Origin of the sequence: Sneathiella chungangensis (assembly GCF_009882935.1) — a bacterium.
Lineage (GTDB): Bacteria > Pseudomonadota > Alphaproteobacteria > Sneathiellales > Sneathiellaceae > Sneathiella > Sneathiella chungangensis.
Window position 1 is genome coordinate 698,584 of sequence record NZ_WTVA01000015.1, and the last position, 15,144, is coordinate 713,727.

At 46.9% G+C, this 15,144-nt stretch carries 16 protein-coding genes; 11 read left to right on the forward strand and 5 right to left on the reverse strand.

Annotated elements, in window-relative coordinates; translation table 11 throughout:
• Positions 1 to 13: 13 nt before the first annotated feature.
• Together GQF03_RS16425 and GQF03_RS16430 are read right to left on the reverse strand one after the other, a co-directional pair.
• A complete protein-coding gene (locus GQF03_RS16425; protein ID WP_161340358.1) occupies positions 14 to 991 on the reverse strand; it encodes an ABC transporter permease in 978 nt (325 codons plus the stop codon).
• Positions 992 to 993: 2 nt separating this feature from the next.
• A complete protein-coding gene (locus GQF03_RS16430) occupies positions 994 to 2,460 on the reverse strand; it encodes a sugar ABC transporter ATP-binding protein (protein ID WP_161340359.1) in 1,467 nt (488 codons plus the stop codon).
• A gap of 172 nt (positions 2,461 to 2,632) precedes the next feature.
• Here GQF03_RS16430 and GQF03_RS16435 point away from each other — a divergent pair, with 172 nt between their 5' ends.
• The 5 genes from GQF03_RS16435 to GQF03_RS16455 all read left to right on the forward strand — a co-directional run bounded on the left by GQF03_RS16435 (position 2,633) and on the right by GQF03_RS16455 (position 6,548).
• Positions 2,633 to 3,298 carry a DUF1326 domain-containing protein gene (locus tag GQF03_RS16435; protein ID WP_161340361.1) on the forward strand — a complete coding sequence of 222 codons (666 nt, stop codon included), beginning with the start codon at positions 2,633 to 2,635 and terminating at the stop codon, positions 3,296 to 3,298.
• Positions 3,299 to 3,428: 130 nt separating this feature from the next.
• A complete protein-coding gene (locus GQF03_RS16440; RefSeq protein WP_161340362.1) occupies positions 3,429 to 4,163 on the forward strand; it encodes a DUF2182 domain-containing protein in 735 nt (244 codons plus the stop codon).
• Positions 4,163 to 4,933, forward strand: coding sequence for an alpha/beta fold hydrolase (locus GQF03_RS16445; RefSeq protein WP_161340363.1), 771 nt, complete (start codon positions 4,163 to 4,165; stop codon positions 4,931 to 4,933). The genes GQF03_RS16440 and GQF03_RS16445 overlap by 1 nt, the downstream gene beginning before the upstream one ends.
• 40 nt (positions 4,934 to 4,973) lie before the next feature.
• On the forward strand, positions 4,974 to 5,954 hold the full coding sequence (locus GQF03_RS16450; protein WP_161340365.1) for an enolase C-terminal domain-like protein: 981 nt from the start codon (positions 4,974 to 4,976) through the stop codon (positions 5,952 to 5,954).
• A gap of 9 nt (positions 5,955 to 5,963) precedes the next feature.
• A complete protein-coding gene (locus tag GQF03_RS16455; RefSeq protein ID WP_161340367.1) occupies positions 5,964 to 6,548 on the forward strand; it encodes a TetR/AcrR family transcriptional regulator in 585 nt (194 codons plus the stop codon).
• Between the two features lie 33 nt (positions 6,549 to 6,581).
• On the opposite strand, the gene GQF03_RS16460 is transcribed toward GQF03_RS16455, so the two are convergent.
• A complete protein-coding gene (locus GQF03_RS16460) occupies positions 6,582 to 8,066 on the reverse strand; it encodes an aldehyde dehydrogenase family protein (protein WP_161340369.1) in 1,485 nt (494 codons plus the stop codon).
• A gap of 90 nt (positions 8,067 to 8,156) precedes the next feature.
• On the opposite strand from GQF03_RS16460, the gene GQF03_RS16465 reads away from it, so the two are divergent.
• The 5 genes from GQF03_RS16465 (at position 8,157) to GQF03_RS16485 (ending at position 13,333) form a co-directional block, all read left to right on the forward strand.
• A complete protein-coding gene (locus GQF03_RS16465) occupies positions 8,157 to 8,642 on the forward strand; it encodes a RidA family protein (protein ID WP_161340371.1) in 486 nt (161 codons plus the stop codon).
• A gap of 562 nt (positions 8,643 to 9,204) precedes the next feature.
• On the forward strand, positions 9,205 to 10,398 hold the full coding sequence (locus tag GQF03_RS16470; RefSeq protein WP_161340373.1) for a tyrosine-type recombinase/integrase: 1,194 nt from the start codon (positions 9,205 to 9,207) through the stop codon (positions 10,396 to 10,398).
• Positions 10,358 to 10,891 (forward strand): hypothetical protein, encoded by a 534-nt coding sequence (locus tag GQF03_RS16475; protein ID WP_161340375.1) that lies wholly within the window; start codon positions 10,358 to 10,360, stop codon positions 10,889 to 10,891. The genes GQF03_RS16470 and GQF03_RS16475 overlap by 41 nt, the downstream gene beginning before the upstream one ends.
• Positions 10,892 to 10,977: 86 nt before the next feature.
• Positions 10,978 to 11,187, forward strand: coding sequence for a helix-turn-helix transcriptional regulator (locus tag GQF03_RS16480; RefSeq protein ID WP_161340377.1), 210 nt, complete (start codon positions 10,978 to 10,980; stop codon positions 11,185 to 11,187).
• Positions 11,177 to 13,333 carry a DUF5906 domain-containing protein gene (locus GQF03_RS16485; protein WP_161340378.1) on the forward strand — a complete coding sequence of 719 codons (2,157 nt, stop codon included), beginning with the start codon at positions 11,177 to 11,179 and terminating at the stop codon, positions 13,331 to 13,333. The genes GQF03_RS16480 and GQF03_RS16485 overlap by 11 nt, the downstream gene beginning before the upstream one ends.
• Before the next feature lie 119 nt (positions 13,334 to 13,452).
• Here the strand turns inward: GQF03_RS16485 and GQF03_RS19060 are convergent, their stop codons facing one another.
• Together GQF03_RS19060 and GQF03_RS16490 are read right to left on the reverse strand one after the other, a co-directional pair.
• Complete coding sequence (locus GQF03_RS19060; protein ID WP_277346428.1) at positions 13,453 to 13,584, reverse strand: hypothetical protein; 132 nt, start codon at positions 13,582 to 13,584, stop codon at positions 13,453 to 13,455.
• A 161-nt stretch (positions 13,585 to 13,745) separates the two neighbouring features.
• Positions 13,746 to 14,693, reverse strand: a complete 948-nt coding sequence (locus GQF03_RS16490) for a restriction endonuclease (RefSeq protein WP_161340380.1) — start codon at positions 14,691 to 14,693, stop codon at positions 13,746 to 13,748.
• Between the two features lie 121 nt (positions 14,694 to 14,814).
• On the opposite strand from GQF03_RS16490, the gene GQF03_RS16495 reads away from it, so the two are divergent.
• Positions 14,815 to 15,033, forward strand: coding sequence for a helix-turn-helix domain-containing protein (locus tag GQF03_RS16495; protein WP_161340382.1), 219 nt, complete (start codon positions 14,815 to 14,817; stop codon positions 15,031 to 15,033).
• Positions 15,034 to 15,144: the final 111 nt, after the last annotated feature.

The window sequence follows — 15,144 nt, forward strand, 5'->3', positions numbered from 1 at the left end:
AAAGTTCCGCCGACTAGTTCCGACGGTGAATGGCATTTAGCCAAGCTGAAGCGACGATGATCGCCCCAACAATGACCTGCTGGGTAAATGTCGAAATCGCAAGGAGATTGAGGCCGTTGATCATGAAGGCAATAACAAGAACGCCTAGCAAAGAACGCAGAACACCACCACTCCCGCCAAATATGCTTGTTCCGCCGATAATTACTGCTCCAATGGACTGAAGAAGTAGGTCACCTGCACCTAGAAGAGGTTGCCCCGAAATAACCCGGCCACTGAGAAGGAAACCACCCATAGCAGCTAAGCTTCCCGAGAAAATAAAGACGGTCATCTTTATTCGTTCAACCTTAATGCCCGAGACGTGAGCGACACGTTCATTGCTCCCTACCGCGTAAATATAGCGGCCAAGCGGCCTGTACTGCAGGACGTAGTGAGCGATGCCGACAGTTAGTACTGCGATAAGCAGGGGCACCGGTATGGGACCTAGGCGCCCTCCTCCAAACCAAAAGAACAAATCGACATCTGGACGAGGTAAGCCAAAAATGGATGAGCCGTCTGAAATGACCATGGCCAGCCCAGCTGCCATGTACAACATTCCCAGTGTCACAATAAATGACTGAATGCGCGCCCACCCGACGAGCAGTCCATTTGCCACACCAATCAATATACCAGATCCGATCCCAACGAAGGCACCGATTTCGATCCCAAAAGCCATCATGGTTGATGCAGTAACAACGCTCACCACACTGACAATTGATCCCTGAGAAAGGTCTAAACCACCAATTAGAAGAACAAAAGTTTGACCAACTGCAAGTATGATGAGAGGTGCCGATTGCACCAGGACGTTTGTGATATTCTCAACCGTTAGAAAGTGGGGACTTGCAATTGAATATCCCGCGAACATGATTAGTAAAATTGCCACCGGGCCGAATACTGCGGGCTCAAATGGAATTCTTGAAGAAAAGGAAGCTGCCTGTGGTGCAATCGTACTCATGCTTAGACCCCGTGTGTGATAGCGGCAACGATTTGTTCGGCCGACATTGTGGAACGATCAAATGATCCGGTTATTGACCCATTCTTTAAGGTCAAAACTCGGTCTGCGATGTGAAGAACTTCCTCGAGGTCAGATGACACGACGAGAACCGCGCAGCCTTTCTGCTTCAAGCGCTCGATCAACGCGTAGATTTCAGCCTTTCCGCCAACGTCTATGCCCTGTGTTGGCTCGTCAAACAGGAATATTTGCGTATTAGTAGTCAGGCATTTAGCCAAGACTACTTTTTGCTGATTTCCGCCAGACAATGATCCGGTCCGGTCTTTTTCGCTGATCGCACGAATGGAGAGATCACTCATTTTTTGAACTGAGTGCGCTTTCTGCTTTGAAGCTGACAGCCCCATGTAACCAAGAAAACGCTTAAGACTGGGAAGCGTGATATTATCGTTAATAGAAAGATTTAGTGCTACCCCTTGACCCGGGCGATCTTCAGGGATTAATGCCAAGCCCGCCGCAATGGCGTCTGAAGGAGTAGCAATCTTAAGCGCTCGACCGTCTATGCCGATTACACCAGAACTTGCCTCTCTCAAGCCGAAAATTGTCTCCAGTATCTCTGTTCGGCCGGAACCGATAAGTCCGGTTAATACGAGAGTTTCACCGCGATGCACACTGAAAGACACATCGTCAAAAATGTTCACGCAGCTTAAGCCCTTTATCTCAAGCAAACGTTCACCTTGTTTGGCCAGCTCACTCATTTCTGTCATGCTAATATTGCCCGAAATCAGGCTAACTAAGCGTGCACGATCAAGTTCTTCCGTTGGAAAAGTTCCGATAGAATGCCCATCTCGTAAAACCGTTGCGCGCGAACACAAAGGCGCGATCTCGTCTAGGCGATGACTCACGTAAATCACACCTACATTTTGCTCCACCATACTTTTAAGTAGAGAGAACAACTTCGTGGACTCGGATTCACTTAAGGCCGATGTTGGCTCGTCCAGAATTAGAACACGTGGGCTTTCGAGAATGGCTTTCGCAATTTCGACCAACTGTCGTTGCCCAAAACCAAGACTTGCAACCAAGATATCCAAATCAAATTCTACATCCAGCTTGGAAAATGCTTCAGAAGCCGCTACTTTCTCAGCTTTTCGATCTATTTCCCCTGAACGAGTGCGTATTTCACGCCCTAGAAAAATGTTGTCGAGCACACTTAAGTCTGGGGCCAGTGCCGGCTCTTGATGAATGACATGAATCCCTGCCGCTAATGCTTCTAAGGGGGAGCGAAATGCGATCAATTCTCCATTTATAGTAATACAGCCAGCTTCAGGAACAACGGCACCGGACATAACATTTATCAGCGTGCTTTTTCCAGCACCGTTCGATCCCAGCAAAGCATGAATCTCGCCTTCCATCAAATCGAAACTGACATCATCCAAGGCAACAACACCAGGATATTCCTTCCGAATGTCGTTCAATGCTAGCAGCGCCTGACAGGAGGTATTTATTTCCCTCTGCGGGCCTTCTTGTGGGCTCTCCGGAAACATTTCTACTCATCTCTAAATGTATTTACGACTTGACCAATATCGGGTTGTTAATATACGTTACATTAATGTAACGTATATAGTCAATAACAATTTGGAGAGACTGATGACAAATGTAAAAGACTGGTGGATGAAAGGTGACTGGTTCGATAGTTGCAGCTGCGATATCCCTTGCCCTTGCGAATTTGCGCAAGCACCCTCAGACAATCGATGCGAAGGTTTTGTGGCCTATAACATCAAGGAAGGTGCTTACGGCGGTATTAGAATTGACGGGCTATCAGTGCTTATTCCTGGGATATTCTACGGAAACCTGTGGGCCGGTGAGTGCAAAATGTCTGTGACAATGCTAGTGGACGAGCGAGCTACTTCTGAACAACGCGAGGCACTTGGCGTTATATTCTCCGAAGACGCAGGAGGATTTATGTCCCATATTTTCTCAACGATCGCTGAGATAGTTGCGGTTGAGTATGTCCCTATCACATTTGAAATTGCTGATGATCTGACTTGGTGGAAAGCCGAGAGCCCAGGGCGTGCAAAAGCGCATGTTGAAGCCTTAGGCGGCCCAACCACAAGACCGGGCACTCTTGTACAGACAACCAATCCGCCGGGATCAGAAGTTGGTGCAGATGCATTAGCAACTTGGGGCAAATCAAAAGTAAGTCAGGTTAGTACGCAAGGATTTAACTGGGACTGGGAGGGCCAAAGTTCAAAGCATATGCCATTTGATCTCAAGGGCCCCGCACCAGCAGAAGTCTGGTTTGAAGAAGCGTGAGGTAATAAACATGTACTATCAAAATACCCTTTATCGTGATCGCATGATCATAATGTCGTCACTCATAGTGGTAAGCATATTGGCATGGTCATACACAATATATCTGAGCCTAGATATGCAGGGAATGAAAATGGAACCCATGGCGACTATGCATGGTTCGGAAAGCCAGGGTGACATGCAAAAAAACACGATGCCCATGAGTGGAATGCCAAAAGACTCAATGCCCATTAACGGGATGAGCGTTGGCGCAGTTATGTCTATGATCGTAATGTGGATTGCCATGATGGTCGGCATGATGGTTCCGAGTTTTTCGGCGATGATCCTGGCATTCTCTGGGATTAACCTCCAGAAGCGGCTGCAAGGCCGCGCGTATGTAAGAACACCAGTATTTCTCTCTGGATATTTGGTCGTCTGGAGTGGTTTTGGTGTCGCGGCGGCAGGATTGCAGCTTGCGTTGCAGTCGCTCTCTATCATGAAAGAAATGGCGATCGCTGATCCCATCTTAGCGGCTACTATTCTTCTCATTGCGGGTGCCTATCAGTTTACGGTCTACAAGCATGCTTGTTTATCTCATTGCCGTTCACCTATGAGCCATATAATGAACCAATGGAGAGAAGGAAAGTGGGGCGCCTTTTTGATGGGTCTGAGCCACGGTATGTATTGTATCGGATGCTGCTGGGCACTCATGCTCATAATGTTTGCTATCGGTACGATGAACCTGGTCGTCATGGCAAGTTTAACACTCTACCTACTTGTCGAAAAAATTCTTCCTTTCGGGCATATAACAGCGCGCGCGACAGGTGGGATATTGATTTTGTTGGGTATTGCTACAATCAGTGGCCAAATCACTTGGGGGGGCATGTGATGAGTTATGCAGAACGCGACATTCCAATCTATTATACTGAATTGGGAGAATCTGACCCCATTTTGTTTTGTCACGGAGCAGGTGGTAATAGCACAATTTGGTGGCAACAATTTGCCCATTTCAGTAGACAATACCATTGTATTGCCATGGATCATCGCGGCTTCGGCCGCTCATCTTGCAGTTCAGAGTATTTTGATGTCAGTAAATTTGGTGAGGATGCCCTCGCTGTACTTGATGCAGCCAAGGTTGAGAGAGCGCATATCGTCTGCCAATCTATGGGCGGCTGGACCGGAGTCCAACTCGCTCTTAAACATCCAGAAAGAGTGCGTTCGCTTACCCTTGGGGACACTATCGGTGGATTTGATATTCCCAGCGGGGTCTCAGAAATAGGGCCTGTCATCGAGCGCCTAAAGGAAGTCGGAGGCTCAAATGTTGCTCTTGGGGCAGCTTTCCGCCAAAATCAACACTCGGATGCACATCTGTATCGCGAAATTTCCGCATTTAATGTGGCCATACGCTCGCTAGATTTATATGGTCAGATGTTTCATCCAGACGTGTTAGTACCGCTTGAACGAGCTACTAATTTGAACGCCCCGGTCTTAGTCATTGCTGGAAATGAAGATGAATTTTGGCCGCCTGAGGTTCTCAAAGAACTAAGTCAACACATACCAAACGCACGCATTGTAGAACTTGAATCTGGGCACTCACCCTATTATGAGGTCCCAGAGGTTTTCAATGAAACTCTGCAAGCATTTCTGGAAACAATCTAGTATCTTCTTATTCCCGTATACGGTTGAAAGTTAGAAATATATGAAGTCAACAACAGTATTCGCCGAATCCCGAAAATGGACGTTAGCTGATGGCGAATCCTTACATTCAGTCGCCGTAAAAATTCAATTGGGTCAAACTGTTGGGCATGCCGAATGTGTTCCTATTCCTCAGTTGGGGGAGGACATTGCCTCGACAATGGATGAAATCGCTGAGATAAGCCCTCTAATTGAGCGCGGGCTTACTAGAAGTGAACTCAATGAAATATTTCCTGCAGATTCTGCGCGTAACGCTCTGGATTGCGCGCTGTGGGATTTGGAGTCACGCCAGTCCAAAAAAACAGTTTGGGAAATCCTAAATGTGGAAAAACCACCCACCGTGCCACTGGTTACACACCTGTCATCCGTTGAAGATCTTGAAAAGGGGCAGTTTGAGAATGTCTCGTCCATACGGCTTTCAGCTCTCCCAGAAGAGATTGAGTCTCGCTTAATAGCTATACGGTCACAATCACCAAACGCCGAACTGATCGTTGATGGCCGGAAGCAGTGGACGAAGAAGAACTTGATTTCTCTTGATACACTTCTTAGTGAATTCGGAGTAAAACTGCTTTTGAGACCATTTTCACACTATGAAGACGAGCAATTAACCAATTTAACTTTGACGACGCCAGTTTGCGCATATGAAGCTTGCAATACCAGGGCTGACTTGGCGTCAATCGGAAATAAATATCAAGGAGTAGTAATTTCACTTGATAAGGCGGGTGGCCTTACTGAAGCATTTGCTACCGTTTCCTTAGCAAATAAAATGGGATTGAAAATCGTCCTTGAAGCCGCTGCAGCTAGTTCTCGAGCAGCTGCACCACTCTTACCATTGGCCCCGTTTGCGGATTTTGTCGACCTTAGTTGCGTTCAAGCATTGACCAACGATCTGCCCAACGGTTTAAAATTCAGTCCACCAAATCATGTTAGTTGTATAACAAATGGACTTTGGGCCGATCACATCGCACCCGCAAATAAAGAGTAACGAGCCAGCATGAGCAATTCAACTAAATCAAAGGTACGCCCTAGGGGCCGTCCAAGAAGTGAAAAGCTTGAGCTCGAGATAATTCGAGCCACCATTAGCATTTTAGCAAGTGTTGGATATCATGAAATGACAATGGAGCTCGTTGCAACTGAAGCCGGGTCAAGTCGGCCAGCCATTTACCGAAGATGGAAATCTAAGCAAGAATTAGTGGTTGCGGCTCTCGCAAAGCGATTCAATGACGTCATTCCAATTGTTGTGGATACAGGTAGCACGCAAAAGGATGTAGCAACCATGCTTAAAAGCTTTTTAAGCCTTCTACGAAAAGATGGCATGGATCAGGCTATTCTCAGTATCATCCCGGAGATTCGCCGCGACGACGAATTAGGGTTATTGTTCAAAAAAATTGAAATAGGGCGTCGATTGTTTTTGGCAAAAGCAATCATGCGAGGAAAGATGAGGGGAGATATTGACCCCAACATTAATGTCAATTTGGCTATCGATCAGCTGTTAGGCGGAATATATTTCCGTCTAATTTTCAGAGACGGCATCCCTGCTGACAAGGATGTTGAGGATATGGTCAACGCGCTGTTGTGAGCTTTCTTTATTCGCACGTCGACCCATCTCCATTCAGGCTGATACTGGAAAGCTTACGTTTGGATTGCCGCTAAAATTGATCTGGTTAACTTTGAGTTTTGAGAATGTTTTTATACATTCAACCCCGAGATCTTCACCCATTCCGCTCACACCATGGCCCTCGTAAGGAATATTCCAACGTATTCGGTTAATGCAATTTGTCCAGATGATTCCTGCTGTAAGCTGTTCTGCAATTCGATGTGCACGGGCGATGTCTTGTGTCCAGATTGCCGCGGCCAGACCAAATTGTGTAGAATTAGCTATTTCAACTGCTTCTGATTCTGACGAAAATGTCATTGCCACTGTAACCGGACCAAAAATTTCCTCCTGAGCGACTCGCATTTTAGGGGAAGCATTTTTAAACAATGTTGGATTGATAAAAAATCCGTCTTCGCAGTCTTTTATTGTTGGCGTATTCCCCCCAAAGACCAACTCAGCCCCTTCTTCTACAGCCAGAGAAATGTAGCTTTGCACCTTCTCAAATTGACGCTTCGAAATCACCGGCCCAATTTGGGTTGTCGTCAAAGACGGATCCCCCACCAAATCTGCATCACGTAGCCGTACACTTAGCCGTTTGATAAACTCATCCGCAATTTCATCTGCAAGAAGCAGTCTTGTTCCGGATGTGCATATTTGCCCCGTGTTCCAATAACTACTGAATAGAGTTGCCTCTACAGCCTTATCAAGATCGGCATCAGCAAAAACAATATTGGCAGATTTACCACCTAATTCAAGATGTACACCCTTAAGTCGGGATGAGGCGGCCTGAAGTATTTTTCGGCCAACATAGGTACTCCCAGTGAAAGAAATCATCTCAACCTTAGGATGATCGACCAGTGCCGCACCTGTTTTGCCGTCACCTAGCACGACATTGACAACACCCGGAGGCAATCCAGCATCTATACAAATTCGCGCGAATTCAATTGCAGAGGCTGATGTTTCCTCAGACGGTTTCAATACAACGGAGCTGCCCAGTGCTATTGCCGGGGCAGATTTCCAGGCTGCAAACAAAAACGGTAAATTCCAGGGGACAATCGAGCCGACCACACTAAAAGGAACTCTGGTTGAGTAGGAGTGATAGCCCGGCTCTTCACTGAAGTTTGCCCCAATTGCAATTTCTGGGAGCGTTGCGAAATACTTCATCAAACTTGAAGCACGCATCACATCACGGCGTGCATTAATTATTGGTTTTCCACTATCGCGACTTTCAAGCAATGCCAGAAAGTTAATTCTTGTTAAAATGATGTCACCAATTTTGCTAAGAACAGCAGACCGTTCGGCAGGGGGCATCTTGGACCAGGCCCCTTCTGCAAATGTTTGGGCACAATTGGCAACAGCAGTATCTACATCCGAAGCATCACCATGTGCAACACTTGCATAAGCCTTCCCATTGGATGGATTAATAGTTTCAAAGCGCGAAGTAGCATCCACCCCGACCTCTTGTCCTCCTATAAAGTGGTTGATTTGAACCAAATCCATAAGTCTCTCCTTCACATTGATATTTATTTACGTTACATATATGTAACGTAAATAAATATATGTCAAGTAAGCTAGATTCAAGGAGATACCATGTCGACAACCAAAACTATATGCACCGTTGAAACCCGCCTTCATACTCTAGGGTTTGTACTGCCTGCGCCACCTCAGGCGCATGGAAACTATCGTCCTTGGATTGTTGAAAATGGGATATTATATACTGCGGGCCAACTTTCCAGGGATGGGCATCAAACCATTGTCGGCAAGGCTTCTGAAAGTGATACCCTCAAAGATGCTCGAGCAGCTGCGCAGCTATCTATTCTACGTTGTCTGTCAATTTTCAAGGAGGCTGCAGGTAATCTGGAGAACATTTCCCAAGTGCTTACTCTTCGAGGATACGTCTGTGCTTCTCCCAACTTCACCAAACACTCTCACGTGTTGGACGCTGCATCCAACATTTTGGTCGATATTTTTGGTGATAGAGGCCGTCATGTTCGCAGCGCTATCGGCGTTTGTAGTTTACCCTCAGGTGGTTTAGTGGAAATCGAAGCCACCGCTCGCCTTTCGGATCTCCCATAATTTCTCCACCTACTTGTCGAGATGACCTGATACTTCTGAATAGGCTTTTTAAATGGATAAAAAGGGAGCTTCTATTAGAAATAGTGAATTCGTGTATTGATTGTCCGTCGTCATATAATATGAGCTTAGTGTTGGCTTAAGCTAAGAGAGGTATGGCTCTTCAGTTTGTTGATATTATGCGGCGGTCTTGCCGTATTGCAAGCACCGTTGTTTGAATGTTGTCAGTTTGATCCTTTCGCTTTGTTTCAAGATTGATTGTCCCCGCCCCAAGTAGACATCTGGCTTAAGCCGTGATCTAGTCAAAACCTTGATGCTGGACTACCTGAGTAAAAAGCTCCGTATTTTCCAGATAGGAAATCGGCTATTGCCGAATCGTTATTTATTCAACCTTCAGTATATTTGGCCATTCCAGACAATCACCCTCAGTTTTCGAATAGTACCGAGTAATTCTATCTAAGACGAAATCATACAAACCATTGATATTATTGATTTTATGTTGTCTTTTGCAACGAATGAGTTTTATAGAACCGCCTGATCCAAATCAGGAAAGGGTAATTCTCATATGCCAAAGCTCAAACTTACGCAGACAACAATCAATGCATTGCCATACACCGAAAAAGGGCAAGTTTTGTACAGCGATCGAGATTTACCGGGCTTCTATCTGATTGTCGGCAATCAATCCAAAACCTTCGTTGCCCAGAAAGACATTCGAGGAAAGACTGTGCGTTATTCCATTGGTAAAAATGGACAGGTCACACATGACAATGCCCGCAAGATCGCCAAGGACAAGCTTTACATGATGTCGCAAGGCATCAATCCCAACGCGGAACAAAAGCAGAAGGCTAAAGAAGCCATTTCGTTAGAAGAAACCCTAAAAGAATATCTGATCGCCCGACGCAACCTGAAGCCCCGAACGAAATCCGATTATCAATACATCCTTGATCGATATCTTGCTGATTGGAAAATTAAAGCAATGACCGGCATTACCAAGGATATGATCGGATTGCGTCACGAAAAAATTGCGCGCGAGAACGGCCCTTCGACGGCCAATAAGGTAATGAGGGTGCTCCGGGCCCTATTTAACTATGTGCATGCCACCCACGACATCTGCCCCACAAATCCGGTCATGTATCTAACTCATGTCAGGGGGTGGTATAAGGAGACAAGAAGACGGACCCATATTAAGCCGAGTGACCTTAAGGCATGGTGGAATGCCGTCCACAGATTGGAAAACGATACCTATCGCGACTTTCTCTTGTTCCTGCTATTCACCGGACTGCGGCGGAACGAAGGCGCAAAGCTTAAATGGAGCGATATTCGGTTCAGCGAAAAAACATTCACTATCGAAAACACGAAAAATGGCGATCCACTAACTTTGCCGCTGAGCGATTACCTTATTGGCCTATTGATGTCCCGGCGAAAGCGATATGGCAATTACGAGTATGTGTTTCCCGGTCCCGGCAAGCTGGGATATCTGGCTGAACCCAAAAAGGGCGTTTACAAGGTTATTAATAATTCCGGGGTACAATTCACCTGTCATGACCTGCGGCGAACCTTCATTACCATCGCCGAGGGACTGGATATAAGCGCCTATGCCTTAAAGCGCCTGATCAATCATCGGGTAACGGATATCACGGGCGGCTATATCATTCTGGATGTGGAGCGCTTGCGGGATCCGGTTGAAAGGATTGCGGAGTTTATTTTAGGGAAAGTTAATGGCGACGAAGATCGTAAAATCGTGGACGGTACTATGTGACTTGATTGAGTATCTTGTGGGATATAGCGAAACTCTTCAAGAGTTGCCTTATGGCGCCGAGAAATTTCCTGGGGATGAGAAAAAAGCAGTCAGCCGAAAATTTCCCCTCTACACACCACAACAGAAATCCGATGCCATTATCGCAATATTGTTTGGCGAAGAAACAGTTCGCAAAAGACGCGGGAACAGAAGTTTTAGGGCCAACGATGAAAAGCTTATGTTTCAGATGAAAGCAGAAATGAAAGCAACCGGAAAAACCCGGGAAGCTCTTCTGGATAAGTATGTCGAAAAAGCGGAGAAAAGAAAATACGATACTGACCATGAGAGCGTTCGCGAAAGAATAATTTCCGTATACCAAAGCCTGCCTGACATAAATCCCGCAGATTATGATTATGGTGATGATGCTGGTCTAGGTTTTGAAGATATGTATGACGACGAATTATCTCTAATTCGCAATTGGCTTGCAAAATATGAAAAAGAACGCTCCAGTTAATTAACCTTTTAGGCATCCATTTAGCTCCCTTCCGCTACGAAATTCCATGAATAAAGTAGGTATCTTTCCAATTATGGAGAGAGCAAATGAGTACTTTATTAAATGAAAAAGAAGCAGCCCTGCGTTTAGGCTGTAGCATATACAAGCTTCAAAAGGACCGCCGCATTGGCAGTCCAATCCCATTCTTAAAAATCGGCCGCAGTGTCCGCTATCAGATCGAAGATATTGACGCTTATATGGAACGGCAGCGATTCACCTCCACGATGGAATATGTCGGAGGGCGTGATGACGGATAAACACGCAAAGCTGATCGAAGAATATATCCAGCAGGGTTGGCAAGTGTTTCCGCTTCGCCCGAATTCGAAAGAACCCACTGGAAAATGGAAGGATCAAAAAGCAACACTAGAAACGCTGCCGACCTTGTTTAAGCCGGACAGTAACATTGGTGTTGCCTTGGGTACCGCAAGCGGTGGCCTTATCGATCTTGATTTCGATAGTTCGGAAGCCTCTGCAATAGGAAACATTCTTTTCGATATGCTTCCCGGCTTCGGCAGAAAGTCATCCCCCTGCAGCCATCGTATCGCATTATGCGACGATCCAGGCAAAACAACGCAGTTCGGATTAACACCAGAAGAGGCCGCTCTTACCGGTCTTCATGGCGATGATAAAGCCATGATCCTGGAGTTGCGCTCTACTGGTGGATATACGATGTTTCCGGGGTCGATACATCCGACCGGAGAGTCGATTGAATGGCTGAGTGAACTGCCGAAACAAATCCCATCAGTCAAATGGGCGGATATGGAGAAAAAGGCCGGTATCTGCGCATTCCTCGCTATCGTCCTGAAAAAATACCCGGCACAAGCGGGAAACAGGGACAACATATGCCTGGCATTGGCCGGCACCCTGTTGCGAATGGGTATGCCGCCCGAGCAGGTCGATAGGCTGATTGTCTTTATCGCTGAAAGCAAGGGTGATGAGGAAGCGCAAGCTCGTCTCAAGGCGGAAAGTACCAAGGGAAAACTGGATGCTGGCGAGGACGTGACCGGATTGCCGACGTTGTGCGATTTGTTGGGCATTGCAGAACTAGAGCCAAAATTACAAAAGTGGCTAAAAAGCACTTCCCATAGAAAATCACCAGATGAAATGGTAGCCGAGCTAAATGAAAAGTACTTCGTCGTCGGCAATGACGGCGGAAGTTGCCGCGTCGTATTCTTTGAAAAGCGGCATTTTGAAAACGATCAGGTTCGAGAAATTATGGTTTATCAATCATTCTCGGACTTCAAAAACTTCATGATGAATAAACGGGTCACCGTTGGCGAATTTGAATCAGGAATACCAAAAACAGTCCCGCTCGGCAAATTCTGGTTGGAACATTCTGACCGCCGGGAATATGATCAGATTGATTTCCTTCCCGGAAAAACGCCACCGCCGACCATCTTTAATCTATGGAGGGGATTTCAATACCCTTCTGTGCAGGGCGGCTGGTGCAAAATGCGACGGCATATCTGGACGGTCCTGGCAGATGAAGATTCCGAAGCGTTCAGATACATTATTAAGTGGTCTGCCTGGGCTGTTCAAAACCCTGATCGTCCCGCAGAGGTGGCGCTGGTGTTCAAGGGCGGCAAAGGGACCGGCAAAGGAACATTCGCTCGCTGGCTGACCGATCTATTCGGTTCACACGGATTGCAGATATTTTCTTCAAAACATGTATCTGGTCGGTTCAACGCACATCTTCGCGCACTCGTACTTCTTTTTGCCGACGAAGCGGTAGCTCCCCAGGATCATGACGCGGAAAGTGTGTTGAAAGGGCTAATAACGGAACACATCCTGCCGATTGAAGCCAAGGGTCGAGATTTGATTCAAGCGCGAAATCATCTGCATGTCGTTATGGCTTCAAATAATTCGTGGGTTGTTCCGGCCTCAGCCGACGAACGTCGTTACGCAGTTTTCGATGTCTCGGGCAAAGTTTCGGGTAACAAGGACTGGTTCAAAGGGATCAACGATGAAATGCGACATGGCGGCGCTGAAGCGATGATGCATTTTCTTCAGAATCTAGATTTAAAAAAATGGCATCCACGTGAAGATATCCCAGCAAACAGCGCCCTCAATGGACAACGGATTGAATCATTAAAAGGACTCGACCTGCTGTGGTTTGGCTATCTGTCAACTGGTGACGTTCCTATCGGCGAGCCCTGCGATGATGGCTTCCGTATTCCGACGCGGGAATTTGCGAAGGAAGCCAACACACATCACCCGAACGACACAAAGGCCGGTAAAATTCTAAAAGAAATGGGCTGCCGGCAGGATCGCAATCGCCGACCGTCCGGATGGATAACGCCGAGTTTAAAAGAAGCGCGGCGGATATGGGACAGTAAAAGATTCCGTGCGGAATGGAACGCGGATATCACAGCCTGGATCCGTGATTTGGAACCACCGTTCTAATTCCGAAAAGAAACCGGGTTAAAGCCGAGTCGAGATTCACTAAATAACTTTGTTTTATATCTTTTTCCGGGATAACCGGGTCCACCGCCTCGATCACGCAATAACATTTCCGATTAGTTTTAAGGAAGTGAAAGACCGATCAAGGCGGTGGGCCCGGTTTCTTTATGGTATTTTACAAAGCTATCGGGCACAATAAGCCCCATCCGTATGACGCCGATGACTAACGCATCGGCAGCCTCTTCACTCATCATCGAAATTACTACCGAAAAGGCCGAGAGATGCCCCAGGATCGTCAAAAAAGGGCCTGTGGATAAACTTTCCCTTACAATATCCTGATATGGGCCTACTGCGCTCCTCTGGCGTTTTTTCAACTTCACCTGATAAATATGAAAATCAAAGATCCAAGGAATTGTTATCCAGCGCGGTCAATCAGCCAATCAACAAGCCCTGTCCGTATGGCGCTGTCAGCTAGCGATGCGACGTCCATTACCATCACATCAGAATTATCGCTGGAAAGGCCCTGCGAAGCCGTATGGTAGGCAAAAAAAGCCCGGTCGGCGCGATACCCTGCCAGAGCCTCAATATAGACCTCCAGCTCCGCCTGGCTCGTTTCTGACTTTACCTGCACAACAGCTGTTTCATTGGTTAAGGGAAGAACCAATTCAAGATCAATGGTCTTTTGCGCGCCGCCGGTTGCGGATACTCGTCGCCATCCACTATTGCTAAAAACGAGTTCGACAAACAATTCGAAATCTTTCCATTGAAGAAGCTTGATAAGATCAACAACAGCTTGCCATAAATCATTTCGTATCGCCTGCGCCGTTTCAACTTCCGGCAGGTTTCGATCATTGATTTTGCGGAGCAGGTAATCAAAAGCCACGCCCTTGACATCGCATATGGTCTGGCGATAGCCAACGACCCGAGTCAAGCGTCCGCTCAGATTATTCATTACGAGCGGTTTTCCTTCCAAGGAGGTCCCGCTCCAGCCCGCCATGGTTCGTCTAGCTCGGCTGCCATCCGGAAATTGTTCCCTGTCGCTTCCCTGAAAATCGACGGGCGATGCCGTTTGACACCACCATAGCTGACCGTTGCAAAACGTTAACCAGATAGTTTCGGGACCCGCTTGGTAGAAATCCAGGACTTGACGCGCATGGCCCCGCGCCGACATTGCGGAAACACCCCTTGCCACAAAAAGGTCCCTGATTGCGTCTCCGTCGCCTGCCAGCGCCATTTCATGGGGCACCTCATAGTAACCCAACCGGAGCACGCCTTCCTCGATACAAGAAGCTTCCCAACTCCCTTTTTCGCCAAGCTTAATGTATTTTGCTGTTTTGGCTTCAATCGAATTTCCTGTAATCATGCCCTGTAACTCCACTGACTTTCACTGTTACAGATGGTATACAGAAATACCGCAGCACTATCCAGCGGATTGTTACAGATAGTCTATAGACTGTTCGTCTACATATCATCCTACTTTCCGGATGAATGTTTATGAGCAACTGGCGACAAGAATTCGCAAACTACGGCATGAGAAAAACTGGTCGCAAGAGGAGCTTGCTGATCGCGCGGGGCTGCATCGCACTTACATCAGCCATATTGAAAATGCCAAGCGGGAGATTTCAGTGGAGACTCTTTGCAAGATTGCGAGGGGGTTCGAAATTAAACCGTCTGAATTAATGATGGGAATAGAATCTGGCTAATATGTTCCCCGTCAGCGCTTATGGTCTTAAATAACGAAATTGCATAATGGCACTGTCGGCAAGCGATGCGACATCTATCCCCATCATATCGGAAAAGGGCCCAAAAGGCCC

Coding starts and splice junctions, on each gene's coding strand:
- GQF03_RS16425 (WP_161340358.1), bottom strand. CDS start 991: ATGAGTACGATTGCACCACAGGCAGCTTCCTTTTCTTCAAGAATTCCA.
- GQF03_RS16435 (WP_161340361.1), top strand. CDS start 2,633: ATGACAAATGTAAAAGACTGGTGGATGAAAGGTGACTGGTTCGATAGT.
- GQF03_RS16440 (WP_161340362.1), top strand. CDS start 3,429: ATGGAACCCATGGCGACTATGCATGGTTCGGAAAGCCAGGGTGACATG.
- GQF03_RS16445 (WP_161340363.1), top strand. CDS start 4,163: ATGAGTTATGCAGAACGCGACATTCCAATCTATTATACTGAATTGGGA.
- GQF03_RS16450 (WP_161340365.1), top strand. CDS start 4,974: ATGAAGTCAACAACAGTATTCGCCGAATCCCGAAAATGGACGTTAGCT.
- GQF03_RS16455 (WP_161340367.1), top strand. CDS start 5,964: ATGAGCAATTCAACTAAATCAAAGGTACGCCCTAGGGGCCGTCCAAGA.
- GQF03_RS16460 (WP_161340369.1), bottom strand. CDS start 8,066: ATGGATTTGGTTCAAATCAACCACTTTATAGGAGGACAAGAGGTCGGG.
- GQF03_RS16465 (WP_161340371.1), top strand. CDS start 8,157: ATGTCGACAACCAAAACTATATGCACCGTTGAAACCCGCCTTCATACT.
- GQF03_RS16470 (WP_161340373.1), top strand. CDS start 9,205: ATGCCAAAGCTCAAACTTACGCAGACAACAATCAATGCATTGCCATAC.
- GQF03_RS16475 (WP_161340375.1), top strand. CDS start 10,358: ATGGCGACGAAGATCGTAAAATCGTGGACGGTACTATGTGACTTGATT.
- GQF03_RS16480 (WP_161340377.1), top strand. CDS start 10,978: ATGAGTACTTTATTAAATGAAAAAGAAGCAGCCCTGCGTTTAGGCTGT.
- GQF03_RS16485 (WP_161340378.1), top strand. CDS start 11,177: ATGACGGATAAACACGCAAAGCTGATCGAAGAATATATCCAGCAGGGT.
- GQF03_RS19060 (WP_277346428.1), bottom strand. CDS start 13,584: ATGATGAGTGAAGAGGCTGCCGATGCGTTAGTCATCGGCGTCATACGG.
- GQF03_RS16490 (WP_161340380.1), bottom strand. CDS start 14,693: ATGATTACAGGAAATTCGATTGAAGCCAAAACAGCAAAATACATTAAG.
- GQF03_RS16495 (WP_161340382.1), top strand. CDS start 14,815: ATGAATGTTTATGAGCAACTGGCGACAAGAATTCGCAAACTACGGCAT.